This window comes from Acinetobacter sp. NBRC 110496 (assembly GCF_000876115.1).
Lineage (GTDB): Bacteria > Pseudomonadota > Gammaproteobacteria > Pseudomonadales > Moraxellaceae > Acinetobacter.
Window position 1 is genome coordinate 1 of record NZ_BBTF01000049.1, and the last position, 24,822, is coordinate 24,822.

Below are 24,822 nucleotides of genomic sequence, written 5' to 3' on the forward strand. Positions count from 1 at the left end.
TGCTACTCTTATCAATCATCTGACTACTTCCTGTACGATGTATCACTCGTATTTTCATCCTGAAAACCGATGAAATTAAGTCGAGTGCTTTGTTCGGATTTCTTCTATTTATTCTTGATAAATTCGGCGCTCACTTCTAGGCTTAGAAGTGCATTTTGTTCGATGATCAATTTTTATGTTCGATGATCGAACATTATCCAAGTAAATTGGTCATCTTTCGCTTAGAATGTTTTTGATAGAAAAACCGTTTTAGCAAGGATGTCTAAATTATGGAAAATGATCAGGAAAAGAATCCGCGTTTGATTCATCATACCGAAAACAAAAAAATGATTCGGCACGAGGATTTTATTGCAGGTATTGCAAAAGGTCTCAGCATTTTGGAATGCTTTGGACCTGATCGCCACCGTCTCAACATGAGTACCGCAGCAGAAAAAACAGGCATGACGCGTGCCGCTGCGCGACGGCATTTACTGACGCTAGAATACTTAGGCTATTTGGATTTTGATGGGCACTACTATTATTTATCGCCCAAGATCCTTAAATTCTCTGGGGCTTATTTAGATGGCTCCCCGCTTCCTAAAATCTGTCAGCCTTTATTAAACCTTTTAACCAATCAAACTTCGCTGATTTATTCGGTGATGGTTTTAGATGGTTATGAAGCAATTACCATTGCCCGTAGCGCCGCTCATCAACAAACCGATCGGGTCAATCCTTATGGTTTACATTTAGGCAATCGACTTCCTGCCCATGCGACTTCCGCTGGAAAGATTCTACTGGCACATTTAACCCCTGAAGCACAAAAACGATGGTTAGCAAAATATCCCTTAAAACGTCTCACCAAATATACTCATACCGAGAGTGAGGCTTTTTTAGCCTTACTACATGAAATCAAAGAGCAAGATTGGTGCTATTCCTGTGAAGAACATGAATTAGGCGTGCATGCGGTCGCAGTGCCAATTTACGACTCTAATGCGACCGTCGTTGCTGCCTTAAATATCGTTTCTCCCACCATGCGTACCACCAAAGATTATTTAATTACTCACATCTTGCCCTTATTACAGGAAACGGCGCGTGATCTACGCCAAGTGATTTAACTCACAATCAAAATATTAAGGCAAAAAAAAGCCACATCTGGAAATGTGGCGAAAGGTGTATTGCGACAACAATTGTGTCGGTATGTTTAAGTTAATCACCTTTGCTTAAATGAACATTAATTTTCTGATGATTGTGCTGTTTTATTATTCAGTTATTTCAAAATCCCGAATACTGCTTCATTAAAATAAATAATATTTAAGTGAAATTTTAATTCCCATAGTTTATGAGTTAGATCTAAACGTTTATATTTGATGACAAATATAAAAATTAAATGTTATGAGGATTTAATATTTTTTCTTTAATGTGATATTTATCTCACACTTTATACTTTACGACCCTAAATGTTATGTTTTGTATGTAAAAATTACATATTGTAATTAACACCACAATGTTTAAATTTTCTACCAAATTTCTTCTTAAAGTATTCAAATAAAAAATTGATATATAAATAATTTTTTAAAAAAATAAAGCTAAAAACCAGCTCATTTGTATTAGCGTGAGAAGCATAGTATTTTAAAAAAACATTAAAAATAAATAACTTTAAACCTAAAGATAGATCGAATAATAACAGTGAGATCGAATAATGATTGAATGGTTACAAGGCGAATTAAAACATAGTCCAGAGATATTACTGTTCTTGTCTTTGGCAATCGGTTTCTGGATCGGTCAGTTTCAATTCGGAAAATTTCAGTTCGGTGGTGTAGCAGGCTCTCTACTTGTTGCAGTGGTACTCAGCCTCATCGGTGTCCCAGTCGACAACGGCGTCAAGGCCATTTTATTTGCCTTGTTCATTTATGCCGTTGGTTTTGAAAGCGGTCCCCAGTTCTTTAAATCATTAGGCCCTCAATCAATCAAGGAGATCTTGTTAGCCGTATTCATGGCAGTGAGTGGTTTAATTACCGTGTTGGTGATGGCGAAACTGTTCCACCTCGATAAAGGTTTAGCCGCAGGACTCGCTGCAGGTGGCATGACCCAATCTGCAATTATCGGTACTGCAGGTGATGCGATTTCCCGTCTCGACCTCCCCTTAGCTGAGATTCAAAAGCTGCAAGCCAATGTCGCAATCGGCTATGCCGTGACTTATATTTTCGGTTCATTGGGTGCCATTATTGTCTGCGTGAATATCCTGCCTAAATTTATGGGCAAAGAAATTCATGATGATGCGTTGAAAGCCCAGTCAGAACGGCTCAAAGGTGCTTTTGAATTATCCCCAGGTCAAGAACTGGCGATGCCTGAAATTGTTGGCCGTATTTATAAAGTTAAACAAGCCAGTGGGCAAACTGTGGCAGAGCTGGAAGCAAAACAAGCCAGCATCACCATTGAACGGTTAAAACGTAAAGATCAACTGATTGATGTAGCACCAGAACTGACTTTACAAACCGATGACGTGATATTGCTGGTCGGCCGTCGTGCCAGTGTGGTGGCTGTTTCAGATCAAATTGGTACTGAGTTACAGTCTTCACAAGGCATGGAAATGATTATGGATACCACCGATGTAATCCTGAGAAATTCCAAATATATCAATCGTAGTTTAGGCGATATTAAGACCAATACCCCTGACACTTTAAAACATGGGATTTACGTACTGGCAATTAAACGTAATGATGAAACCCAAACGGTGAGTGATGATACCGTGCTGCAACAAGGCGATGTCATTACTGTTTATGGCACCAAAAGTGATCTTGATCGTTTAGTCAAAGAAGCAGGCACGGCCTTGCCAGAAAGCTTAAAAACCGACTGGATTTTTCACGGTGCAGGCCTTGTGGTTGGCTTACTGATTGGTCTGTTTGTGATTCGTATTGGCGATGTCCCTTTAACACTGGGTGCAGGTGGCGGTGCATTGCTCTCAGGGCTTCTATTTGGTTGGCTACGCAGCCGTAATCAGGTTCATGGCAATATGCCTTTAGCTGCTTCGCAACTGCTTAAAGATTTAGGGCTTGCAGGTTTTGTCGCTGCTGTAGGCTTGCAATCTGGTCTACAAGCCATTCAAACCATTAAAGATAGTGGTCTGTCCCTATTTATGATTGGCGTCGTGGTTACCTTAGTTCCACTGATTCTTTCCATGCTTTTCGCCCGTTATGTGCTGCGTTATGACAATGTTGCGGTTATGGCAGGTGCCTTATCAGGTTCGCGAAGTGCCAACCCTGCCTTTGGTGCGATTTTAGATAAAGCTGGAAATTCCATTCCCACGGTTCCATTCGCCATTACTTATGCACTGGCAAACGTATTCTTGACTTTGCTAGGTCCCCTCATCGTCGGCCTTGCCTAAAGATGATTTGTATTCAACTACTTATTGCTTCAACTATAATTAAGGAGACTTCCCATGGGGAACGTTGATTATTCAAAATACTCAAAACTCAGTCCATTCGAACTCAAAGATAATTTAATCGAACTTGCCCAAAGTAAAACAGACAGAATGATGCTGAATGCAGGGCGTGGCAATCCGAACTTCTTAGCCACGATTCCACGTCGAGCCTTCTTTCAATTGGGGCTGTTTTCCACCACCGAGTCAGAGTTTTCGTTCTCTTATATGCCAGAAGGTTTAGGTGGGTTCCCCCGACCTGTCGGTTTACAGTCTCGTTTCGACAATTTCATTATGCATAATCGGGATAAACCCGGTGTAGTATTTTTAGGCAAAGCCATTTCCTATGTCCGAGATCAGCTCGGCTTAGATCCTGATGCTTTTTTACTGGAAATGGTCGAGGGAATTTTAGGTTGCAACTACCCTGTTCCAGACCGCATGCTGCGCATAAGCGAATCAATTATCAAAGAATATATCCTGCGTGAAATGGGCGTCCAAGGCATGCCTAAAGAAGGCTTGGACTTATTTGCTGTTGAAGGCGGAACCGCAGCAATGGCCTATATTTTTAACTCATTAAAAGAGAATAAAATTATCACCAATGGCGATCGTATCGCGATTGGTGCACCCATTTTCACTCCGTATTTGGAAATTCCAAAACTGAATGATTATCAACTGGAAGAAGTCCTGATCGAAGCCGATCCAAAGCTCGACTGGCAATATCCAGAATCTGAATTACGGAAACTGGAAGACCCATCGATTAAAGCGTTCTTTCTGGTGAATCCAAGTAATCCACCTTCAGTAAAACTCAGCGATGAAGGCTTGGCTATCTTGGCTGATATCGTTAAAAAACGACCTGACCTGATTATTTTAACGGATGATGTGTACGGTACTTTTGCAGACAACTTCAAATCACTATTTGCGATCTGTCCAGACAATACCATCTTGGTGTATTCATTCTCGAAATATTTTGGGGCAACCGGTTGGAGATTGGGCGTGATTGCGCTCTCAAACAATAATATTCTGGATCAAAAGCTAGCGGCACTCTCGAAAAAAGACAAGAAAGAACTGGAAGAACGCTATTCATCTTTAACTACCGATCCTGCCAAGATCAAATTTATTGATCGTCTAGTGGCGGATAGCCGCAATGTGGCTCTGAATCACACCGCAGGTCTTTCTACACCGCAACAAGTACAGATGGTCCTGTTTGCCCTATTCAATATGATGGATTCGCAGCAGAACTATAAAAAAGCAGTTAAATCCGTGGTACGTGAGCGTGATGCGGCCCTATATCGCCAGTTAGGGGTTGAAGTGCCTGTCGATCCCAATTCGGTCGATTACTATACTTTGGTGAATTTGGAAAACACCTCTCGAACATTGTACGGAGATGATTTTGCAGATTGGGTGATGAAGAATAAAAATCCGACCGAATTATTATTCCGCGTCGCAGATGAAACAGGTGTAGTGCTGTTACCAGGTTCAGGCTTTGGGGTACAGCACCCTTCTGCCCGTGCGTCATTGGCCAATCTGAATGAATACCAATATGCTGCAATCGGAGACTCATTAAGACGTTTTGCCGAAGAAGCCTATCAAGAGTACTTAAAAACCAAGAAAGGCAAAAAATAAATCTGAATCAAGGTTTCAGTCAATAAAAAGCAGCTTCGGCTGCTTTTTATGCTTAAAAAAATCAACGTTTAAAATTAAAGATCGAGTACTAGTTTTTTACCTTTGGCACGCGACACACAGATCATCATCGATTGCTGTGAGGCTTTTTCATCATCACTCAAGTACTGATCAAAATGTTCGGCTTCCCCTTCCAGAATCATGGTTTCACAGGTGCCACAAACCCCTTCACGACATAAACATTCCACATCAATATTGAGCAATTCAATTGCTTGTAAAATGGTTTGATTGCCTTGCACTTCGACTTGCTGATTGGATTTTGCCAAGACCACCGTAAATGCTTCACCTTCTTCTGGTATCGTAGATGCAAATTGCTCCCAATGGATATATTCATCACGATATCGATGGTAATTACAACGATCAATCACCGCATCAATCATCGGCTTAGGCCCACACACATAGACGTGCGTGCCTTTCGGCTGAGATCCAATCAGTTGATCTAGATCCAGAGATTTTCCATCCGAATCGATATAGCTAAAAATATGTTCAGCATGTTTTTGCTTGAGTTCTTCTAACAGCGCGGCATGTTCTGGCGAACGATAGGCATAATGCAACTCATAGTCAGCACCACGTGCAGCCAGTTCATCCATTTGCGGCACAAACGGGGTGATGCCAATTCCACCCGCAATCAGAATATGTTTCTCCCCATCTGCCGCCAATGGAAACAGATTCTTTGGTTCAGAAATCAGAATTTCACAGCCTTCATTGCACTGATCATGCATATAGACTGAACCGCCTTTACCTTCAATATCTTTACGGACACAGACTTGGTAAGTTGAAAGGTCTTGAGCACAGCTCATCAGTGAATAGGCATTGGATAGCTGGTCATTCATTTTCACAATGATATGACTGCCACCATTGAATTGAGGGAAATTTTGTCCGTCCTGACGTTTAAATGTAAACCGTTTGATCAGTGGGGTCAGTTGCTCTACGCGTGTGACCACTGATGCAAACATTTCATAATGACTAGCCATGTCTAAATCCTCTTTACCGCATGCTGCTCATCTAAGCATTTTCTAATTTTAAGCGCATATTGCCTGCCGGACCGTCCATCAAGAGAGTCCAAACAGGTATTGTTGCTATAACCCTAAACACATATATTTAATGGTCATGAACTCTTCCAAACCATATTTAGAGCCTTCACGACCGACACCTGATTGTTTCACCCCGCCAAATGGCACCACTTCGTTGGAAATCGCGGTTGAGTTCATCCCGACCATGCCATATTCCAGCTGTTCAGCGACACGCCAAATCCGTGAAATGTTTTCGCTATACACATAAGCGGCCAAACCAAAAATGGTATCGTTGGCTTGCGCAATGACATCGGCTTCCTCAGTAAAGCGGATTAACGGCGCGACTGGCCCAAAAATTTCTTCCTGAACAATCTCCATATCACGCGATACATCGGTTAAAACCGTCGGTTCAAAGAAATTCTGACCCAGTGAATGCTGTTGACCACCACAAGCGACTTGTGCACCTTTGCCACAGGCATCATCAATCAACTGTTTTGCTTTCAGTACCGCCTTGTCATTGATTAACGGCCCGATCTGTACATTCGCTTCCAAACCATTGCCGATTTTGAATTTCTGTACCTCTTGTACAAATTTCTCGGTAAAGGCCTGATAAATCTTGTCGTGTACGTATATTCGATTGGCACAAACACAGGTTTGACCTGCATTACGGAACTTGGCAAAGATTGCACCTTGTACCGCTTTATCCAGATCTGCATCATCAAACACGATCAGTGGTGCATTGCCACCCAGTTCTAAAGCCAACTTTTTAATGGTGCCTGAACATTGCTGCATCAATAAACGACCGACAGGTGTAGAACCGGTAAAGGTCAATTTTTTGACTTTTTCATGGCTACTAAAGACCAAACCAATCTCTTGTGATTTGCCAGTGACGACATTCACTACCCCTGCTGGAATACCAGCCATTTCCGCCAATTTGGCAAGCGCAAGTGCACAATACGGCGTTTCATTGGCGGGTTTAATCACGATGGTACAGCCTGCCGCCAAAGCAGGTGCAGCTTTACGGGTAATCATCGCTATTGGGAAATTCCACGGCGTAATTGCCGCCACCACACCGACAGGTTCTTTGGTGATAATAAATCGCTGTTGGCTATTGGTGGTTGGAATCACATCACCATAAACACGTTTGCCTTCTTCGGCAAACCATTGGATAAACGAAGCCGCATATTTCACTTCACCTAACGCTTCAGCTAAGGGTTTACCCTGTTCAATGGTCATCATCCGCGCCAGTTCATCGGCATGTGACAAAACCAATTGGTACCAAGCCAATAACAGGTCTGCACGTTTTTGTGCAGTTAACCCTTTCCACGCTGCTAAAGCCTGATACGCCGCTTCCACCGCGACAGTGGCTTCGTCTGCCCCCATATTGGGAATGACACCAATTTCCTCTCCTGTTGCAGGATTGGTCACAGCAATGGTGGCATCGGATTGTGCACCGACCCATTGACCATTGATCAATCCGCGCTGTTGAAATAACGGACTTGCTTGCAAACTTGACATGTCATGTTCCTATCGATTGAAAGCAAGGTACGGCCTGATCACCGCACCTTAAATTATCTGATGCCTGAGACAAAATTATTTGTGGTATTGCGCAACCAGATTCTGGAAATAAGCAATACCGTGTTCACTGATTCCCGAACGTTGCTTGTCGGTCATGATACGCCCCTGACCACGATAACCCCGTGATTTTAAACCACGTTGTACGCTTTCAACCAGTTCAAGGTCTTCAGGGCGGAAGACATTGCGATACCATTCAATCAAGTCTTTCTGATCTTGGGTCAACTCTTCATTGGTAAAGAAAATGTCATAGTGCTGCAAAGTGGTTTCCGCATCCATCGGGAACTCATAGATCACGGTCATGAAGTTTGCACCCGGTGGTACGTTAAACATGGTGCACGGCCACGTCCAGAAACCACTAAAGGTCGGGTCTTTAACCGATGGATCAAGTTTGAATGATTTTTCTGAAGAACGTGCATAACCATATTGCAGCGTCCAGTTTTGATGGGTGGTGTGCCAGTATTTATCTACTTGCACCGAATCAGCAAAACCTGGATGTGCTGGACCACAGTGATAACATTCTAAATAGTTATCCACGATCACTTTCCAGTTCGCAGGTGTTTCCGTGACGAAACGTGCCGCCAGTTTCAAGTCTTTGATGACCGCACAAGCCTCATTCAGTTTTTGTGCAAATTCAGGCAACTGATCTTCGACACAGGTGGCATTTTCATCCATATTAATAAAGATAAAACCACCGTATTCTTCAACTTTTAACGGCACCATGCTGGAGTTTTGCTTGTCAAAAGACTCAACATGATCACAGTTGCGTGCCAGCGCCAAACTACCATCCAGCTTAAAGGTCCATGCGTGATACGGACAGGTAATCACGTTTTTGGCTTTACCACTGCCGCTTAATAACTCATGACCACGATGCGGGCAGACATTATAAAAGGCACGTAATACGCTGTCTTTACCGCGAATCACGATGATATTTTCCCCAATCACCTTACGGGTAATATAGTCATTCGCTTGGGCAACTTCACTGCCATGTGCCACGCAAATCCAGCTTTTCGCAAAAATTTTTTCTTTTTCGCGCTCAAACACCTGAGATGAGGTATAGAACACCTTTGGAAATGTCCATGCCACATCTGGGTTTGAACAGAAATCTTCTGGTAATTTTTCAACTGCATTCATGGTTTTACTCCATTAAACTGTTTTGTCCTAACGACCGTTTTATCAAAATTGGCTGATGTCTAAATCACTTGAACATTTGCTTTAACGAACTCAGCATGTGCTGATATAAATCCTGCACTACAGGACAGTCCCGTACTAAACGTAAACTGCCATGTAGTAATCCTTTGCCGAGATAAAACTCGGCGGCAATATTGGCTTGCTTTAACTTGTCCACAAAAATACGTCCGTCATCACTTAGTGGATCGTATTCCGCCACCGCAACAAAGCTGCGTGGCAAATCACTGAACTCTTCTGCCAAAAGTGGTGCTAAACGTGTGTCCTGCCAGTCACTTTCATTCGGTGCATATTCCTTCAGGTAATAATGCATTTCCTCGAGCGTCAATAACGGCGCATGTGCATGCTGCTGGCAAGACGCGGTATCAAAACTGCTGCCCAAACATGGGTAGATCAAAGCCAAACCACAAGCCTGATTGCCTGTATGCTGTAACTGAACTGCCAGTGCTGCAGCTAAATTGCCACCTGCACTATCTCCTACTAAGGCAATCTGCGTTGGATTAATGTTCCAGTCTGCGCCATGCTCACGTAGCCAATGATAGACTGTTTCACAGTCTTCATAAGCGGCTGGAAAATGATGTTCTGGTACCAACCGATAATCTACGCTCAGTACCGCAACATTCAGATCACGACATAAATAGCGGGTGATAAATTCATGTGAATCCAGATTGCCCAGCATCCAGCCACCACCATGGATAAACAGCACGCAAGACCAACCTTGCGCAGGTGCTTGGCCCAAGGGTGAATACAACCGAACATTGACGGGATGAGTGGCATGCGCAACGGTTTTATCTTCAATATTCACCGTACCATCGCGGGGTAAAGTGTAGTGCAAGCACATCGCATCGTAGGCTGCACGAATCGAATCAATATCGTTATCCGCTGCTGAATAAATGCTGCTCCAGTACACCAGACTTTGCATTTCTTCGCTTAACGCATCGCGCGTGTTCGGTTGTGCTGTCATGACAATTCCTTTTGACTGCTTTTATGCGCAACTTGAGTTGCCGCAATATCAATCTGCATCTGTTGATTGGAGTCAGTGTGCTCAAGCGCTTCCAAGTCATTAAAGCTATTCTGCTCAATCAAATGCGATGGCACTTTTGAGTAATCCTCGATCAGCCATTTCACCAAGCCGTAAGTCTGTACCAGAATAATCACAATAAATGGCAAGGCAGTCACAATGGTGGCGGTTTTCATGGTATCTAATGGCGCTTTAGAGAAAATCATCGCAATCGGCACTAGGGTTAACATCAGACACCAGAATAAACGTGCATTCGGTGACGGGTCTTGCCCTTCACGCAGACCTCGGGTACAAGTGGCAGAGACCGCATAGCCCACTGCATCCATATGTGCTGCGAGGAAAATCACCATAATGCCAAGGAATAACCACATCATCAGCTTGCCTGCGGGCAACAAACCCAGCAGTTGACCAATCGCTACTTCACCACCTTGCTGACTCAAAACTTGCGGTACATTGACCATGCCGTGAATAAAACTATAGACACTGTAGTTCTCAAACACACCGAAGATGAACCATAAACCAACGCTACCGCCGATGACCATGGCAAGAATCACTTCTTTAATGGTGCGACCTTTAGATACACGGGTCACAAACAAAGCCACGCCCGGTGCATAAGAAATCCACCACAACCAATAGAATACGGTCCATTCACGGGTGAACTTTCCATCGCCCATCGGGTCGGTAAATAAACTCATATCGACAAAGTTGGTCGCCATCAGACCAAAACTCATCAATGAATTATTCATAATGAACTGGGTTGGCCCAAAGCACAGCACATAGATCGCAAACAACACCACGCCCAAACACACCATATGGCTTAAACGCTGCATCCCTTTATCCATTCCAACATAAGAGCTCAGTGCGAATAAGATGGATACCGCCAAGATGATGATGACTTTGGTCATGAAGGTATTGGGAATACCCGTGAGCTGCGACAGAATGTTGGTAAAGGTCACCGCAGTCAGTACCAGTGAAATGGTCAAGGCACCAAACATACACAGCAAGAACATCAGATCAACCACACGACCAACTGGGCCTGTAGCTTTAAAGCCCGTCACCGCTTCAATCACAGATGCCAGACTCAGCCCTTTATTCTTTCTGACATGGTAGCTGTAGCACAATGAAATCGATGCCAAGGCATAGATCGACCATGCGCTTAGACCAGAGTGAAAGAAGGAATAGGCCACACTGTATTTCAGTGCTTCTGCCGATTCAGGCGCTAAATTTAACCCAGGAGTTTGATAATAATAAGCCCAGTCTAAAAAGCCCCAGTACAAGGTGGAAGACCCAATCCCTGACAAAATGAACATGAAAATCCATGACATGGTGCTGTATTGCGGTTTGCCCTCACCCAGCTTGATTTTGCCGTATTTACTAAAGGCCAAACCAAAGGTAAAAATAATTGATAAAAAAGCAAATAACAGGACTGGCGTGGTGAACATCGAAGTGGTCCACTGCATCCATTTTGCAGCCAGTTGTATTGATTCAGATGAGTAGATTGCCAGACCAGCTACCGATGTAAACACAACGGCAAGACTGGTGATCGCAAGCGTCTTATCTGTATAAGGTTTTGTAATTTGATTATCCATATCTATTCAATCCATCTCGGATAGTGACTATTCCCTAAGAGATACTTACTCCATCGCGAATAAATCCATTTTCTGCTCAGTCACACAGGAGGCAATCGCATCGCCCACTTCATAGGTCTTGGCAGTACCACCGACATCAGGCGTTTTTGGACCATGTACCAAGACATGTTCAATTGCCTGCATGATTTCCTGTCCTGCCTGAATCACCTGCTCATCTCCATCTGCCAAGAAATCCAGCATCATGGCACCCGACCAGATCGCCGCAATCGGATTGGCAATCTGTTGTCCGTAAATATCAGGTGCTGAACCATGTACAGGTTCAAATAGCGAAGGAAACTTACGTTCAGGGTTTAAGTTTGCCGAAGCCGCCAAACCAATAGTGCCAGTACAGGCAGGTCCTAAATCCGACAAGATATCTCCGAATAAATTCGACGCTACCACCACATCAAAACGCTCAGGCTGCAAGACAAAACGTGCTGCTAAAATATCAACATGCTGCTTATCAGCCTTGATCTGCGGATAATTTTTTGCCATTGCATCGACACGTTCATCCCAGTACGGCATGCTCACCGCAATACCGTTGGATTTGGTTGCAGCCGTGATTTTTTTAGCCTCACGCTGATCCGCAAATTCAAAGGCATATTTCAAAATACGATCGACGCCATGACGGGTAAACACTGCTTCCTGCAACACAAACTCGCGATCGGTGCCTTCAAAAGCTTTACCACCAATGGCAGAGTATTCACCTTCGCTGTTTTCACGCACCACATAAAAATCGATATCGCCGGGTTGTTTGCCAGCCAGTGGACATTTCACCCCAGGCATTAACCGAACAGGCCGTAAATTCACATACTGATCAAAACGACGACGGAACTGCAGCAATGACCCCCACAGTGAAATGTGATCAGGCACCTTTTCAGGCCATCCCACCGCACCAAAGAAGATGGCATCATATTCCTGCAGAACCTCAAACCAGTTATCCGGCATCATTTTGCCGTGTTCAAGGTAGTAATCACAGCTGGCCCAATCGAAGCTATCCATTTGAAGTTGAATGCCATATTTGTCTGCTGCTGCCTTTACAACCTTGATGCCTTCTGGTAGAACTTCTAAACCAATCCCATCACCCGCAATCGTGGCAACTTTATACTTTTTTGCCATAACGCACCCTTACACCTTTGGTTAATATCCTTAGCTGTAAACATGCTGTTTTCAGCAACAATGATCAATAAGAAAACTATCACCCCAATGGACACGGATCGTGAATAATCTACCTAACCTATCGGATTTAAAGGTTTTTTGCACAGTCGCAAAACGCAAGAGTTTTGTCGATTCAGCTGAGGAGCTGGGTGCTTCACCTGCATTTATCAGTAAACGCATCAACATTTTAGAAACCAACCTGAACTGCAAGCTGTTTCATCGCAGTACCCGTCATGTCAGTTTGACTGAAGATGGCAAACTGATTCTGGATCGGGTTTCGAATATTCTGGATGAATTTGATGAAATCAGTGAGCTGGTGAATAATCCCTTAAGCACACCCACAGGTCATCTCGATATTGTCAGCAGCTTCGGTTTTGGCCGTAAACATGTTGCGCCTATTCTGTCTAAATTGATGACCATGTACCCCAAACTGGAAATTCAATTTGATACCATCGACAACACCAAGGACCTGATTCAACACAGCATTGATCTGGATATTCGCATTGGCAACGACATTGCCCCCAATATGATCGCGAAAAAAATGGTCTCAAATTTTCGGATTTTCTGTGCAGCACCCAGTTATCTGTTAAAACATGGCATGCCTGAAAGTCTGGAGGATTTACGTAACCACGATTGCCTGACCATCAGTGAACGCGATCAATCCTCTGTGTTATGGAAATTACGTCATCCTTCGGAAGATCGGTCGGTGCATGTCACACCGCGCTTTATCTCCAATAATGGCGAGATTATTCATCAACTGGCCATTGAAGGACATGGCATTATCTTACGTTCAATCTGGGATGTCGCCGATGAACTGATTAGCGGTGAATTGCAGCATATCTTGCCTGAATACTGGCAAGATGCCGATGTTTGGGCAGTGTATCCTTCGCGCTTAAAAAGCTCGTCTAAATTACAGACCTGTATCCTGTTTATTCAGAATGAACTGATCAACCGCTTACAGCATGTTCAAAATCTGACTCGAGGTCAGTTGATCCAGCCCATTGAGTCAATCAATCCGAATACGGAGAAAGTATTTCTATAATCGCAATCAGCTGCCTGCTTTCTTTTTTCAACCATATCATGCACATTAGCAAGATCATGAATTAACAGGCAGCTTATGAGCACGGCAATATTTGTCCTTATTTTAATCGCAGCGGTATGCCATGCTACATGGAATGCCATTGTAAAAGCAGGCACAAATAAGTTTCTAACTACGGTACTGGTCACCGCATCCGCGGCAGTTTTAGCAGCGCTGCTCTTGCCCTTCTTTCCAATGCCGCACAGCGACAGCTGGCCTTATATTCTGGCGTCTACCACCATACAAATTTTCTATTTTGGACTGGTGGCTAAAATCTATCGCGTTGCCGATATGGGGCTGACCTATCCCTTAATGCGTGGCACAGCGCCGCTGATTGTGGCAATTCTAGGTACATTTTTGCTGCATGAAAAACTACAGTTCAATGCATGGCTCGGCATCGTCACCATTTCCGTCGGGATCTTATCCATGATCTTGGCTGCTCCCCAAACGGGACGTAAAGGTATTGGTCTGGCTTTGCTGAATGCCCTCCTGATTGCAGGCTATACCTTGCTGGATGGTCATGGGATTCGCCTGTCTGGTTCGCCAATTGCTTATATCCTGTGGAGTTTCGTGCTGTCTGGTCTGATCTTTTTTATGTTTGCATTGAGAATGCAATATCGTCAGATGGGTGCATATTTCCGTCGTAATTGGCATTTGGGCTTAATTGGTGGCATCGGTTCATTTTTCTCTTATGGTTTGGCGCTATGGGCTATGACCCTTGCGCCTGTTGCCGTTGTGGCAGCACTTCGGGAAACCTCAATTCTATTTGCCACGCTGATCTCGATCTTTATTCTAAAAGAACGCATCAATGCGGTACGGATTATCTCCTCATGTCTCATTTTAATTGGGGCTTTGATTCTAAGAATTGCCTAAACAAAAAAGCCAGTCTATCTCAAACAGACTAGCTCATTTTCAGTGCTGAGTTTAGAAGTAATAACCCAACGATAAATAAAACAGTTTATTCCATTGATTGCTGTCCCCTTGCGCCAGTCCATCTGCGCCACTACCCGTCATTGGGTCATTACGGCTCCAGATATATTCGCCCTGTATGCCGACTTTTTTATAGTTAAAATATAGGCCTGCGATTAAGCGATCTGAATCTTGATAGCCTGATTCATCTTTATAAAAACGGCTATATGACACATAAGGTTTAATATTTTCTAACTGATGGAAAGGTTTGGCAAAGGTGTAGTTAATTTCATTGGCCATATATTTGCCTTTGTTCGCCACCTGATAAGGATAATCAAATGCGCCAATGGTCGAACTTTTCGGTAAAAGATCATCTGCATTTTTAATATTCTGCTCTCCTGCCAAGAACAACCATTGCCATGCCTGATAATTGGTAGTGCTAAAGATACTCCATGTACTACGATGCCCATCTTGGTTGGTACGATTATTTTCCAATTCCGAATACCAATAAGAACCACCAATTTCCGTAGAGAAGTTCTGGGATTGATCGAGCTCAAACTTTCGGGATAAGCGCGTCACCCACATATTCTTTTCATCTATATCGGTGCCTTGAGTCAGATCATCTGCCCTCACAAAGTTACCGCTATAGCGACTGGAATCCTTGGAGGTACCTTTGTAATTGCCACCATCGGTTGGATAAAAACCAAGAATGAAATTATACAGATTGTCCTTAAACTGATATTTCACTCCAAGGTTTTGAATGTCTTCCAGTCCAACGGTATTCAGCAAAGTTTCATAATAGCTATTGCCCCAGAGTCGTCCAAAGCCAAAATCAACCGATTGAAAACCGACTGTCAGTCGTTGCTGATCCGAAAATTTGTAACCTGCCCAAGCATCTTTTAAAAAGAGTGCATCACATAAGCGGTCATATTGATAACAACGCACATCCATCGATGCAATCCAGTCTGGGTTTTCATAACTGAGTACCGCTTTGATATCTGCCAGCCGCCAGTCATCATTTTTGGAGCCTTCATTGGCTTCGACAATATAGTCTTTATGGATATAGCGGGTACGGATTGCGCCTGTCAGTTTCAGTTCACCCGCTTGTGTTTTCGGATCACCGATACTGAAATCGGCGGCCAAGACTGGCGTATTTGCCAAGATACCCATTGAACCCAAGAGAAATAGTGCTTTTTTCATTGTTGTACGTCCTTGTTTAACCTCATAAGAAAATGAAGAAATTCATGCAGACAAACAACGCTTAAACTATAAAGTCGGTCTTTACGGAGTGTGTTTAATGGAACAGGATTAAGCTCAGACAAGTATGGAATATCCTTTTAGATAGATAAAATTATCAATAATTGAATTACAGCCAAAAGAGCATAACTGAGCTTATAACATTTCAATATCTCCCTAAACCTAATACCTCTCTAAAAAAAATTAAAGCAAAGATATAGAGCAAACAATACAAAAAGAAGAAGAAATTAAAAAACACCCACTTAGGAAAATTTTCAATTAATTTAATAGCATTATTAAAATTTAAACTTGGATAAAGATACGTAGGACTATTTTCTCCTTCTCTAAAAAATAACATTTTTTCTTTCTTAAGAATCTTGATTTCGATAAAATATGAAACAAAAATCCTTGCAAAACTAGAAGTAAATATAAAAATCTCCTCCAAACTAAATTTTTCTATATATTTTTCATCATTAAATAGAAGTTTACCAATACATTCTTTATTATCAAAAATCATTTTTTTAGAAAAATAATAATAAAATAATAATAAAATAATAATAAAATAATATTAAACACCAATGATAAAAAGAATATTTTTTCACCAAAATTTAGCTCATTCAAAAAATTCATTTAATGAACATCCTGTTTTCTATCGCCCCACAGACATAAAATTTCTTTTTTTAATAAACTAAAAAAAGATATGTGAAAAAAGATACACAAAAAATAAAATAAGCCAAAATAAAGTTTAAGAAAAATTTATTTTCTCTTATTACTAAAATAAAAATTTCATTTGTTAAATTCGGAAAAATATAATTTACATTTCTTTTAAAAACATGTATACAATCACGTCTCATCAAAACTACTTCGAGCAAATAAAAAATATATAAACGACCAAATGTAGTGGATATTATAAATTTTTTTTCAAAATCTATACTTAAATTATATTCTTTATCTCCAAACAATTTTTCAGAAAAATCATCTCTATTTTTTCTAATAAAGTATCCAACCATGGCATAGAAAAAAACTGTATATAGTCCTCCAAAAATAATTAAACTAAAAAAAACAACATCTGCTGTTGGTATATTTTCCAAACTGATCATTTACAAATCTCTAAATATCTTGAGGCTTTCTCTTGTATTAAATCACTACTTTGTTTTCCGCCGTAATAAGCAGCAATAGCAATAATTACAATAGCACCAGCTCCTGAAGTTCCAACCACTATACCAGCAATAAATCCTCCTAAGTAACAGCAACTCATCTCCACTCCCGCTCAAATTATACCTTTAAGGAAAAGATAAATTTTAAACCCATTAATTTTAATAGGTTTTCTTTTCAACAAGATTAAGATATTAAATTTTAGACTTCCAATATTGTGCTTTTTCTGGATTATACTTCAAACTACTTTCATTGGCATAAATAGAATAAATTAATTTTATGGCAGAATTACTTCCATTATTAGCCGCCATTTCTGCATATTTAACGGCTTCATCTAAATTTTGTTCAACACCCGCACCATTATAATATTTAAGTGCAGTATTATATTGAGCTTCAATCTGTCCATTTTCTGCTGCACGCTTAAACCAAGTGAGCGCTTGAACTGGATCTTTTTGAACCCCTTCTCCTAACTCATAAGAAAGCCCTACATCATTTTGTGATTCTACATCACCTTGCTCTGCTGCTTTTAATGACCATTTAAAAGACTCCTTAACATTTTTAACGATGCCATCACCATTATATAATTGAGATGCCACAATAGTTTGGGACTGTAATAGACCTAATTGAGCTGATTGAATAAAATATTTAAATGCTTTAGCTTTATCTTCTTTTACACTTAAACCTTTATAATAGGCCAATCCGACATTATGAATTGCAGAAGGATTTCCATTTTTAGCCCCTTCTTTAAACCACATCAAAGCTTTTTGATCATCTTTTTTTACAGCCTCATTACCATTACGATAGATCAAGCCTAGTTGTAACATTGCATTAGAAGAACCTAACTTGGCAGATTTTTCAAATAACTCAAAAGCTTTCTCCTGATTAAAATCAGCACCTTCACCTGTAGTAAACATAGACCCCAATACAAATAATGCTTCTGGATCATTCGCTTTTGCTGCCCTTTCTAAATCATTCTTTGACTTGAAATCGGAAATTTGTTTGTAGTCTTTAGTTAAAGTCTCAGGTTTATTATTCTGGTTACCCTCGCTACATGCTAATGTAAAAACAACAAAAAGTATTAATAAGATACGAAATTTCATCATTAATTCCAAAGTTTAATAGAAAATCACCACTTTCAATCCAATCAAGTATTTGATAGTTTTTACTAACTTATGGGCCATTACCAAATAAGATAGCACACTTAGTACAGGGTTCTGTAGTATCTAACTCACTAACTTAAATTTCAATATCTCCCTAAACCTAATACTTCTCTAAAAAAAATTAAAGCAAAGATATAGAGAAAACAATACAAAAAGAAGAAAAAATTAAAAAACATCCTCTTAGGAAAATTTTCAATTAATTTAATAGCATTATTAAAATTAAAATTTGGATAAAGATACGTAGGACTATTTTCTCATTCTCTAAAAAAGAACATTTTTTCTTTCTTAAGAATCTTGATTTCGATAAAATATGAAACAAAATCCTTGAAAAACTAGAAGTAAATATAAAAACCCCCTCCAAACTAAATTTTTCTATATATTTTTCATCATTAAATAGAAGTTTACCAATACATTTCAAAAGAAACTCCCACCTCATCTAAATAATCTTCAATACCATAGATTCTTTCAAAAAGTTCCTTACTATTTTTCTTTATGAAAATGTAATTATATATATAATTAACATCAAAGAAAGAACTAAACCCATTGAACCAAAAGCAATCCAATATCCATAATTAAATAGTTTATCATTCATTCACAGATTCCTGTTTTTTGCTTTTGCCAATCTTCGAATAGCTCACTACCATATTTACCACCAACAATAATACCTGTCCCCACTACAACGGCAGTAATTGTGAACGAAACAGGTAAAGATATGTATAGCCAACTTATTTTAAAACATATTAAAAACCTAAATATATTAGAAAATCAGCAATAGACTCATAGAAAAAAAATGCGATTCCAAAGATAAAAACAAACAAAGACAAGATCTCAATTATAATAATTTGTTTTTTAAATTTTTCACATAAATAAATAACATTATCCTGATACAGATTTGGATACAAGCTTGGACTTTTTTCTCCACGTTTTGCAAAATACGGCATCTTTTCATAATGTTTGTATGTTATAAAATATGAAAACCACATCATGGAGATTATAAAATTAAGTTGTAGTACCTTTTCAAAAGATATTCCTACCTCATCTAAATACTCTTCAATACCATATATTTTTTCAGAAAGTTCTTTACTATTTTTCTTTATAAATAATAGGTTATATATATATGTATATAAAAGTAGAATTAAGCCAATAACAAGCAAGCTAATTAAAACGCTACCATAAAAATCAACTAATTGATTTTCCATTAGCATACCCCCGTCCTTTTCTTGAGTTCATCCTCAGCAAAATCTGCACCATATTTACCACCACCAATTACACCTGCACCAATAACAACAGCTGTAATAGTCAAGGAAACAGGTAGGGATATTGTATATCCAACTGCCCCCGCCACAGTACCAATAATATAAATTAATCCCCTTGCGGCCACTTTTCCTCCAAAGTTACCAGCAGCTCCTCCCATAATGCCACTAGCAATCTTACTACCTTCAATCAAGGCTACTTTCTTTGTGAGTTCCATATCACCCGTGTTATAGGCATCCATTGTATTTTTAAAGAAAATTGCAGCACCTAAACCAACCACCAATTGCTTACCCATTCTTAAACCGATGCTAATTTTCCCTAAATCAACGATCATTTTATCGTAATGCTTCAAACCACCTCTGACAGCTTCTGAACGTATAAGAGAATCTGTCTTCATATATTTTTTCATTAACGGGATTTGAGTTTGAGGCTCTATAACATGCATATCTTTTAGCGCAGTACCCAATTGACTATAAAGTGAGGCATATTTTTTCTTAAAATCTGAATAATGCTTAGGATTCGCATATTTAGATTTCATTAGCTGTTCACTTTGATAAACAGCCATAATCGCATCATTGCTCTTTATCACTTTTTCCAGTGATTTTTCTTTCATCACTTGAAGTTCATTTTTTTTAAGTTTTTTATCTCGTTCACTTTTTTGTTCGGCACTATCTACAATTTGTCCCGTTTTTTCTGCAACTTGATCAAGTAGATTACTATCACCTTGACAGTATTCCTTTTTAAACTCGTCTACTGTGGCGACTTTCTTTCGGTCACTTACATTGGCTAATGCCACTTCAGTAGCATGTGACCAATAGTCGTATAAAAGTTCATAATTTTCTGCAAAAAATGCCGCATCAAAATTTGATGATTTTCTTAATAAATTTAATTTCTCTTCAACACTGCTCGCCAAACTCTTATATTCATTTAACTTTGGATCCTCAGCATATTTATTCGACAAAATGACCACCTGACAAGGCTTAAGCACAGTCATTGGTCCATTGCTTGATAACTCTGACAAATGGGCATTGTTATTTTTAAAAATCGAAAACTCTTTTGTCGTAGGCGGGTATACATAGATGCGTTTTAACAATGCATCAACGGTCTCGTCCTCCCGAATCAGCAGCCAACCAACTTCGACACCTTCTTTTATATAAACTTTTTGGATTTTATTTTCTTCAATAGGGGAACTTTGTGCTTGATGGTACTTAAACTTGATCTCTGTAAACTTTCCGCTTTCAGCTTGTGCTAAATGTGGGAGTATTGCCCCTTGATACCATTTACCATCTAAGAAAATATCTACTTGAACAACTGCTGTATCATAGTTAACCTCAATTTTATGAGTTTTCATAAACTTATTAAAAGATGTCAGTTTAGATACATAGGTAGACTTAGCTTCAGATGTTTTTGCTGTAATCACATAGGTCAAACGTGGCAAAGCGATATGTTTTGGAACATTCGTTAATACGGCTTGTGTAATCTTAGGTTGAGGATACTTCGCCATCTTAATTATCCAATTTCTTTATTTTGTCATTAATTGCATGGAGATAGTAATTCTCTTGCTTGTCCGTGACAAATGCCTGAGTCAAACTATTCGCATCTGTTTTTCCATAGCTCACATGTCCTTGATCATTCATTAACATGTAAGAAGTGAAAGGTAGCAGTTCTTGGGTTTCAGTATCCCTCAATTCAAACTGTATTTTGTGCAGCCCCAATTTAGGCATTAACGGAATGGTTGCATGAACATTTTCACCACCCATAAACAAATGCTGCCCTGCCTTCACCTCAAACTTGCCACTGGCCACAGGAAAAATACCTGAACCATTAATTTTAATTTGAGCGTCTTTAGTCGTAATTAAAATTTCTTTAGGACTGGTAATCTCGATCCGATCTTCGGTCGAGATAATTTGAATACCTTGCTTGGCAAGTAAATCCATACCATCCGATTGTGCCTGAACTTCAAACTTGCCTTTCGCGGCAACCTGCTTAATGCCATTCTGCGCAGCGAATACACTGATTCTGTTTTGGGCATGCGTAATCAGGTTCTTCTGCGTGCTTAGATTGATACTGTCGCCTGCAAACTGGTTAATCTGTCCATCCGCAGAGAGATGAATATCTTCATTGCTACTTAGGCCAATCCCTGCTGGTGAATTCAGCAATAGCAATGATTTTTTAAACTGGGCGATTTTTTCTTGAATTTGCTCCGCAAACTCTTTCAGTTGATCCAACGATTCTATTTCATCGGTTTGCTGATTCTTGGCAACTTCGCTCAGTGCCTTGGCATTGCTTTGATTGCCTTCTAGCTGCTGTTTAGCAGGTTGGGCATCAAGGTGTTCACCTTGCGCCTGATCTTGTTTATGTGTGGAAAGCAATAAACCTTCGCCTGCACGTACAGCTCCCCATTGGTCGGTACGCAGTTCAAAACCTTCACCTTAATATTCTTTCGATTTGATCTCTGCCAGTTTTTTTGTGTCTGGCAGCTTGCCTGCGTTGTCGAATTTGGTTGGACTACGATGTGCTTCGTGAATCCGTCCAACTACATAGGGAGGATCATTTTCAAAATAACTACTATCAAAAATCAGCCATTTCTCATATTTAATATTGTAAAAACTACAGTATAAAGAGCTAAAAAAATACACCATAAAATTAAGTAGATATTATGATCAAACTTAACTGTATTGATAATGAGTTGGTTTAAAGGATCGCTATCGGTCATAAGTGCACATAAGAACAGGAATACATAAGCAAAAAAGCCAATTCTCAGAACATATGTAATATTCTTCACAAAGAACATTATAGTACCAAGAATAACGCTTACGATACCGAAGAACCAAAGGAGTACGCTTTCGTCTTCGTTTGAGCCTTCCATTTCCCTCAAATAGACAAATTCCCCCCCGCCATAAGGCAAGTAAGTGACAAAACCTTTTGTAAGAGATTCAAAACAAATAGCCAAGATACCTGAAAGAATCAGAATAAGCGCTAAGTAATGTTTTAATGTTAAATTTTTCATAGTCCTGAGTAGCCCTCACCAGGTGTCCAATATTTATGTAATGTGCGTGGAGTCGCAGTACAAGCTGGGCAACTGTCTGGCTTAGAGTAAATGACTCCTCGTAAAGCTTGCCTGATTGATTCCTGCCAATTTCTTGAGCGATTATAGACTTTTTTAGGATTTTCAAAATTTGTCTTATCTTCTGCTGGGTCCAAAAAAGAATCCAGACCACTCTCCCCTGCATTGTGCAAAATGGTTGCTTCTCTCGGGGTGAGCTGACGCCCTAACTTTAATTGCTTTAATTGGATATTTTTGGCAACCATATCAGTTGCAACTTGAGGATCATTTGTTATGAGATCAAATGTTTTTCTGAGTCTGTTTGGATCACTTTCTGGAAAGCCAAGCAGTTTGGCCGCCAAGCCTAGTTGCATTTCACCCAAGCCATAACTTCTGTGTGGTTTAACACCGAACTTATCTTTAGCGTAAGCCACATAGTTCTTAGCAATAGCAGCAGAAGAATAAAATTTTTCCTGAAAAACGATTGAGCCAATCGTCATAGGGTCTACACCGTACTTTGCTGCAGAGGCATTAATAGCTGCATTGTAATAAGCGACTGTGTATAACCCTTCTGGAGGATGTACCGAACGATTAACTGCAATTTTATCAATACTGTGATCTTTTTCTTGGCTAGTATGATGAGTAACTAGTTTAACTTCATGTACTGTATGCTTTACGCTACTGCCTGACTCTTTCGTGTACGTAATGCCAACAAAGGGCTGAGGCTCTAACAATCTTCCAGTTGGCAGATAAACATTAATTCGAACAGTACAGTTTTTCGGGTTCTCATTTTTTTGCAGAGGGAAATTTGCCTCAACAGATATACCTGAAGGGTTGATCTTCAATTTATTGGTTTCAAACTGTCTACCAGTATCTTGTGCGGTAAATATTGCAGAAAATGAAAAGTTAGTATAATCACCTAACCCTCTCAATCTCAATTGTACATAGCATGTGCTCATTCTGTGTCTTCCTCGTCTGGCACAGGATCTGGATAATCATGATTGCCTAAAAGATGGAAAGATATTTGTTCTTCTTTCTCGGTATATATTCGTTGAGTGTATCCACTTTCATCAGTAACGCCTTCAAATTGCTTGCCTGATTCTGATATTGCGAAATATGCTTTATTTTTATACGGTGTATTTTGATTATCAATCAATTGAACACTTAGATTAAATAGCCCCTTACTTTCGGGTAATATTGGAAAGTGGCTAACAACTTGTTCACCAGACTTAAACAAATGCTGCCCTGCCTTCACCTCAAACTTGCCACTGGTCACAGGAAAAATACCTGAACCATTAATTTTAATTTGAGCGTCTTTAGTCGTAATTAAAATTTCTTTAGGACTGGTAATCTCGATCCGATCTTCGGTCGAGATAATTTGAATACCTTGCTTGGCAAGTAAATCCATACCATCCGATTGTGCCTGAACTTCAAACTTACCTTTGGCAGCCACCTGCTTAATCCCATTCTGCGCGGCAAACACACTGATTCTGTTTTGCGCATGTGTAATCAGGTTTTTTTGTGTACTTAGATTGATACTATCGCCTGCAAACTGGTTAATCTGTCCATCCGCAGAGAGATGAATATCTTCATTGCTACTTAGGCCAATACCCGCAGGTGAGTTCAGCAATAATAGTGATTTTTTAAATTGCGCAATTTTCTCTTGAATCTGTTCAGCGAATTCTTTCAGTTGATCAACGGATTCAATCTCATCGGTCTGCTGGTTCTTAGCCACTTCACTTAAGGCTTTGGCATTGCTTTGGTTGCCTTCAAGCTGTTGCTTGGCAGGTTGGGCATCAAGGTGTTCACCCTGAGCTTGATCCTGTTTATGCGTGGAAAGTAGTAAACCCTCGCCTGCACGGACTGCACCCCACTGGTCGGTGCGCAGTTCAAAGCCTTCACCCCGATCTTCACTTTCGGCCTTGTCTTTCGGATGACTCAGTTTACCGAGGTTCAGTTGACTGGCTGCATGACTGCTTTGCAACTGGGCGCTGATCTGACCTGTGGTGTCATCAAAGCGCAGTTGGTTAAAGCCTTCACCTTGATATTCTTTGGACTTGATCCCTGCCAGTTTCTTGGTGTCAGGCAGTTTGCCTGTATGGTCAAACTTGGTCGGGCTACGCTGGCCTTCATGGATACGTCCCACTACAAATGGACGGTCAATATTGCCATCAAAGAAGTCAATCACCACGATTTCACCAATACGCGGTAAAAAACGTGCACCATAGCCTTCACCAGCCCAAGGCGTGAGTACATCAACCCAAGCTGAATCGGTATCGTTGTCATTGGCACCCGCACCGCCATCATGGCTATGATCGTCGTTG

21 protein-coding genes and 1 pseudogene are annotated in these 24,822 nt (G+C 40.5%); 5 read left to right on the forward strand and 17 right to left on the reverse strand.

Going from position 1 to position 24,822, the window contains the following annotated elements; all coding sequences use genetic code 11:
• Nucleotides 1–269 precede the first annotated feature (269 nt).
• From pcaU to Aba26S_RS17010, 3 genes are all read left to right on the forward strand, one after another.
• Entirely contained in the window at nucleotides 270–1,094 is an 825-nt protein-coding gene (pcaU, locus tag Aba26S_RS17000) for an IclR family transcriptional regulator PcaU (protein WP_005242248.1), read from the forward strand.
• Nucleotides 1,095–1,678: 584 nt separating this feature from the next.
• The gene (gene aspT / locus Aba26S_RS17005; protein WP_043973687.1) at nucleotides 1,679–3,364 is read left to right on the forward strand and encodes an aspartate-alanine antiporter; all 1,686 of its coding nucleotides are present in this window, start codon (nucleotides 1,679–1,681) and stop codon (nucleotides 3,362–3,364) included.
• 54 nt (nucleotides 3,365–3,418) lie between these two features.
• Nucleotides 3,419–5,020 (forward strand): bifunctional aspartate transaminase/aspartate 4-decarboxylase, encoded by a 1,602-nt coding sequence (locus Aba26S_RS17010; RefSeq protein WP_043973689.1) that lies wholly within the window; start codon nucleotides 3,419–3,421, stop codon nucleotides 5,018–5,020.
• A gap of 74 nt (nucleotides 5,021–5,094) precedes the next feature.
• On the opposite strand, the gene cntB is transcribed toward Aba26S_RS17010, so the two are convergent.
• From cntB to Aba26S_RS17040, 6 genes are all read right to left on the reverse strand, one after another.
• Nucleotides 5,095–6,051 (reverse strand): carnitine monooxygenase, reductase subunit CntB, encoded by a 957-nt coding sequence (gene cntB, locus Aba26S_RS17015; protein ID WP_043973692.1) that lies wholly within the window; start codon nucleotides 6,049–6,051, stop codon nucleotides 5,095–5,097.
• Nucleotides 6,052–6,156: 105 nt separating this feature from the next.
• The gene (locus Aba26S_RS17020) at nucleotides 6,157–7,608 is read right to left on the reverse strand and encodes an NAD-dependent succinate-semialdehyde dehydrogenase (protein ID WP_043973695.1); all 1,452 of its coding nucleotides are present in this window, start codon (nucleotides 7,606–7,608) and stop codon (nucleotides 6,157–6,159) included.
• Between the two features lie 75 nt (nucleotides 7,609–7,683).
• A complete protein-coding gene (gene cntA, locus Aba26S_RS17025) occupies nucleotides 7,684–8,799 on the reverse strand; it encodes a carnitine monooxygenase subunit alpha (RefSeq protein WP_043973698.1) in 1,116 nt (371 codons plus the stop codon).
• Nucleotides 8,800–8,863: 64 nt separating this feature from the next.
• A complete protein-coding gene (locus Aba26S_RS17030) occupies nucleotides 8,864–9,817 on the reverse strand; it encodes an alpha/beta hydrolase (protein WP_043973700.1) in 954 nt (317 codons plus the stop codon).
• Nucleotides 9,814–11,469 carry a BCCT family transporter gene (locus Aba26S_RS17035; RefSeq protein ID WP_168926895.1) on the reverse strand — a complete coding sequence of 552 codons (1,656 nt, stop codon included), beginning with the start codon at nucleotides 11,467–11,469 and terminating at the stop codon, nucleotides 9,814–9,816. The genes Aba26S_RS17030 and Aba26S_RS17035 overlap by 4 nt, the downstream gene beginning before the upstream one ends.
• A 39-nt stretch (nucleotides 11,470–11,508) precedes the next feature.
• Nucleotides 11,509–12,621 (reverse strand): tartrate dehydrogenase, encoded by a 1,113-nt coding sequence (locus tag Aba26S_RS17040; protein WP_043973704.1) that lies wholly within the window; start codon nucleotides 12,619–12,621, stop codon nucleotides 11,509–11,511.
• Nucleotides 12,622–12,721: 100 nt separating this feature from the next.
• Between Aba26S_RS17040 and Aba26S_RS17045 the strand changes: the two genes are divergently transcribed.
• Together Aba26S_RS17045 and Aba26S_RS17050 are read left to right on the forward strand one after the other, a co-directional pair.
• Nucleotides 12,722–13,702: a LysR family transcriptional regulator gene (locus Aba26S_RS17045; protein ID WP_005242265.1), complete on the forward strand. Its 981-nt coding sequence runs from the start codon at nucleotides 12,722–12,724 to the stop codon at nucleotides 13,700–13,702.
• A gap of 75 nt (nucleotides 13,703–13,777) precedes the next feature.
• Nucleotides 13,778–14,611 carry an EamA family transporter gene (locus tag Aba26S_RS17050; RefSeq protein WP_043973707.1) on the forward strand — a complete coding sequence of 278 codons (834 nt, stop codon included), beginning with the start codon at nucleotides 13,778–13,780 and terminating at the stop codon, nucleotides 14,609–14,611.
• A gap of 51 nt (nucleotides 14,612–14,662) precedes the next feature.
• Here Aba26S_RS17050 and Aba26S_RS17055 read toward each other — a convergent pair whose 3' ends face one another.
• The 11 genes and pseudogenes from Aba26S_RS17055 to Aba26S_RS17105 form a co-directional block, all read right to left on the reverse strand.
• Entirely contained in the window at nucleotides 14,663–15,847 is a 1,185-nt protein-coding gene (locus Aba26S_RS17055) for a porin (RefSeq protein WP_043973710.1), read from the reverse strand.
• Nucleotides 15,848–16,049: 202 nt separating this feature from the next.
• Complete coding sequence (locus Aba26S_RS17060; protein ID WP_043973712.1) at nucleotides 16,050–16,400, reverse strand: hypothetical protein; 351 nt, start codon at nucleotides 16,398–16,400, stop codon at nucleotides 16,050–16,052.
• A gap of 163 nt (nucleotides 16,401–16,563) precedes the next feature.
• Nucleotides 16,564–16,983 carry a hypothetical protein gene (locus Aba26S_RS17065; protein WP_043973715.1) on the reverse strand — a complete coding sequence of 140 codons (420 nt, stop codon included), beginning with the start codon at nucleotides 16,981–16,983 and terminating at the stop codon, nucleotides 16,564–16,566.
• Nucleotides 16,980–17,141, reverse strand: a complete 162-nt coding sequence (locus Aba26S_RS17070) for a hypothetical protein (RefSeq protein WP_155522869.1) — start codon at nucleotides 17,139–17,141, stop codon at nucleotides 16,980–16,982. The genes Aba26S_RS17065 and Aba26S_RS17070 overlap by 4 nt, the downstream gene beginning before the upstream one ends.
• A gap of 91 nt (nucleotides 17,142–17,232) precedes the next feature.
• A complete protein-coding gene (locus tag Aba26S_RS17075) occupies nucleotides 17,233–18,138 on the reverse strand; it encodes a tetratricopeptide repeat protein (protein ID WP_043973717.1) in 906 nt (301 codons plus the stop codon).
• Nucleotides 18,139–18,938: 800 nt separating this feature from the next.
• The gene (locus Aba26S_RS17080; RefSeq protein ID WP_043973732.1) at nucleotides 18,939–19,397 is read right to left on the reverse strand and encodes a hypothetical protein; all 459 of its coding nucleotides are present in this window, start codon (nucleotides 19,395–19,397) and stop codon (nucleotides 18,939–18,941) included.
• Entirely contained in the window at nucleotides 19,397–20,956 is a 1,560-nt protein-coding gene (locus Aba26S_RS17085; RefSeq protein WP_043973723.1) for a hypothetical protein, read from the reverse strand. Before Aba26S_RS17085 ends, Aba26S_RS17080 begins: the two co-directional genes overlap by 1 nt.
• Nucleotide 20,957: 1 nt before the next feature.
• Nucleotides 20,958–22,004: pseudogene (locus tag Aba26S_RS17090) on the reverse strand (DUF2345 domain-containing protein); the annotation flags it as partial.
• Nucleotides 22,005–22,030: 26 nt separating this feature from the next.
• Nucleotides 22,031–22,462 (reverse strand): hypothetical protein, encoded by a 432-nt coding sequence (locus Aba26S_RS17095; protein ID WP_043973725.1) that lies wholly within the window; start codon nucleotides 22,460–22,462, stop codon nucleotides 22,031–22,033.
• Nucleotides 22,459–23,457 carry a hypothetical protein gene (locus Aba26S_RS17100; protein ID WP_043973728.1) on the reverse strand — a complete coding sequence of 333 codons (999 nt, stop codon included), beginning with the start codon at nucleotides 23,455–23,457 and terminating at the stop codon, nucleotides 22,459–22,461. Before Aba26S_RS17100 ends, Aba26S_RS17095 begins: the two co-directional genes overlap by 4 nt.
• Nucleotides 23,454–24,822, reverse strand: a 1,369-nt coding sequence (locus tag Aba26S_RS17105) for a type VI secretion system Vgr family protein (protein WP_043973730.1), incomplete at its 5' end; no start/stop codon positions are given. The genes Aba26S_RS17105 and Aba26S_RS17100, both read right to left, overlap by 4 nt.

Bases quoted from the DNA above. Each gene is read 5' to 3' on its own strand.
- pcaU (WP_005242248.1), top strand. From the start codon at position 270: ATGGAAAATGATCAGGAAAAGAATCCGCGTTTGATTCATCATACCGAA.
- aspT (WP_043973687.1), top strand. From the start codon at position 1,679: ATGATTGAATGGTTACAAGGCGAATTAAAACATAGTCCAGAGATATTA.
- Aba26S_RS17010 (WP_043973689.1), top strand. From the start codon at position 3,419: ATGGGGAACGTTGATTATTCAAAATACTCAAAACTCAGTCCATTCGAA.
- cntB (WP_043973692.1), bottom strand. From the start codon at position 6,051: ATGGCTAGTCATTATGAAATGTTTGCATCAGTGGTCACACGCGTAGAG.
- Aba26S_RS17020 (WP_043973695.1), bottom strand. From the start codon at position 7,608: ATGTCAAGTTTGCAAGCAAGTCCGTTATTTCAACAGCGCGGATTGATC.
- cntA (WP_043973698.1), bottom strand. From the start codon at position 8,799: ATGAATGCAGTTGAAAAATTACCAGAAGATTTCTGTTCAAACCCAGAT.
- Aba26S_RS17030 (WP_043973700.1), bottom strand. From the start codon at position 9,817: ATGACAGCACAACCGAACACGCGCGATGCGTTAAGCGAAGAAATGCAA.
- Aba26S_RS17040 (WP_043973704.1), bottom strand. From the start codon at position 12,621: ATGGCAAAAAAGTATAAAGTTGCCACGATTGCGGGTGATGGGATTGGT.
- Aba26S_RS17050 (WP_043973707.1), top strand. From the start codon at position 13,778: ATGAGCACGGCAATATTTGTCCTTATTTTAATCGCAGCGGTATGCCAT.
- Aba26S_RS17055 (WP_043973710.1), bottom strand. From the start codon at position 15,847: ATGAAAAAAGCACTATTTCTCTTGGGTTCAATGGGTATCTTGGCAAAT.
- Aba26S_RS17060 (WP_043973712.1), bottom strand. From the start codon at position 16,400: ATGATTTTTGATAATAAAGAATGTATTGGTAAACTTCTATTTAATGAT.
- Aba26S_RS17065 (WP_043973715.1), bottom strand. From the start codon at position 16,983: ATGATCAGTTTGGAAAATATACCAACAGCAGATGTTGTTTTTTTTAGT.
- Aba26S_RS17070 (WP_155522869.1), bottom strand. From the start codon at position 17,141: ATGAGTTGCTGTTACTTAGGAGGATTTATTGCTGGTATAGTGGTTGGA.
- Aba26S_RS17075 (WP_043973717.1), bottom strand. From the start codon at position 18,138: ATGAAATTTCGTATCTTATTAATACTTTTTGTTGTTTTTACATTAGCA.
- Aba26S_RS17080 (WP_043973732.1), bottom strand. From the start codon at position 19,397: ATGGAAAATCAATTAGTTGATTTTTATGGTAGCGTTTTAATTAGCTTG.
- Aba26S_RS17085 (WP_043973723.1), bottom strand. From the start codon at position 20,956: ATGGCGAAGTATCCTCAACCTAAGATTACACAAGCCGTATTAACGAAT.
- Aba26S_RS17095 (WP_043973725.1), bottom strand. From the start codon at position 22,462: ATGAAAAATTTAACATTAAAACATTACTTAGCGCTTATTCTGATTCTT.
- Aba26S_RS17100 (WP_043973728.1), bottom strand. From the start codon at position 23,457: ATGAGCACATGCTATGTACAATTGAGATTGAGAGGGTTAGGTGATTAT.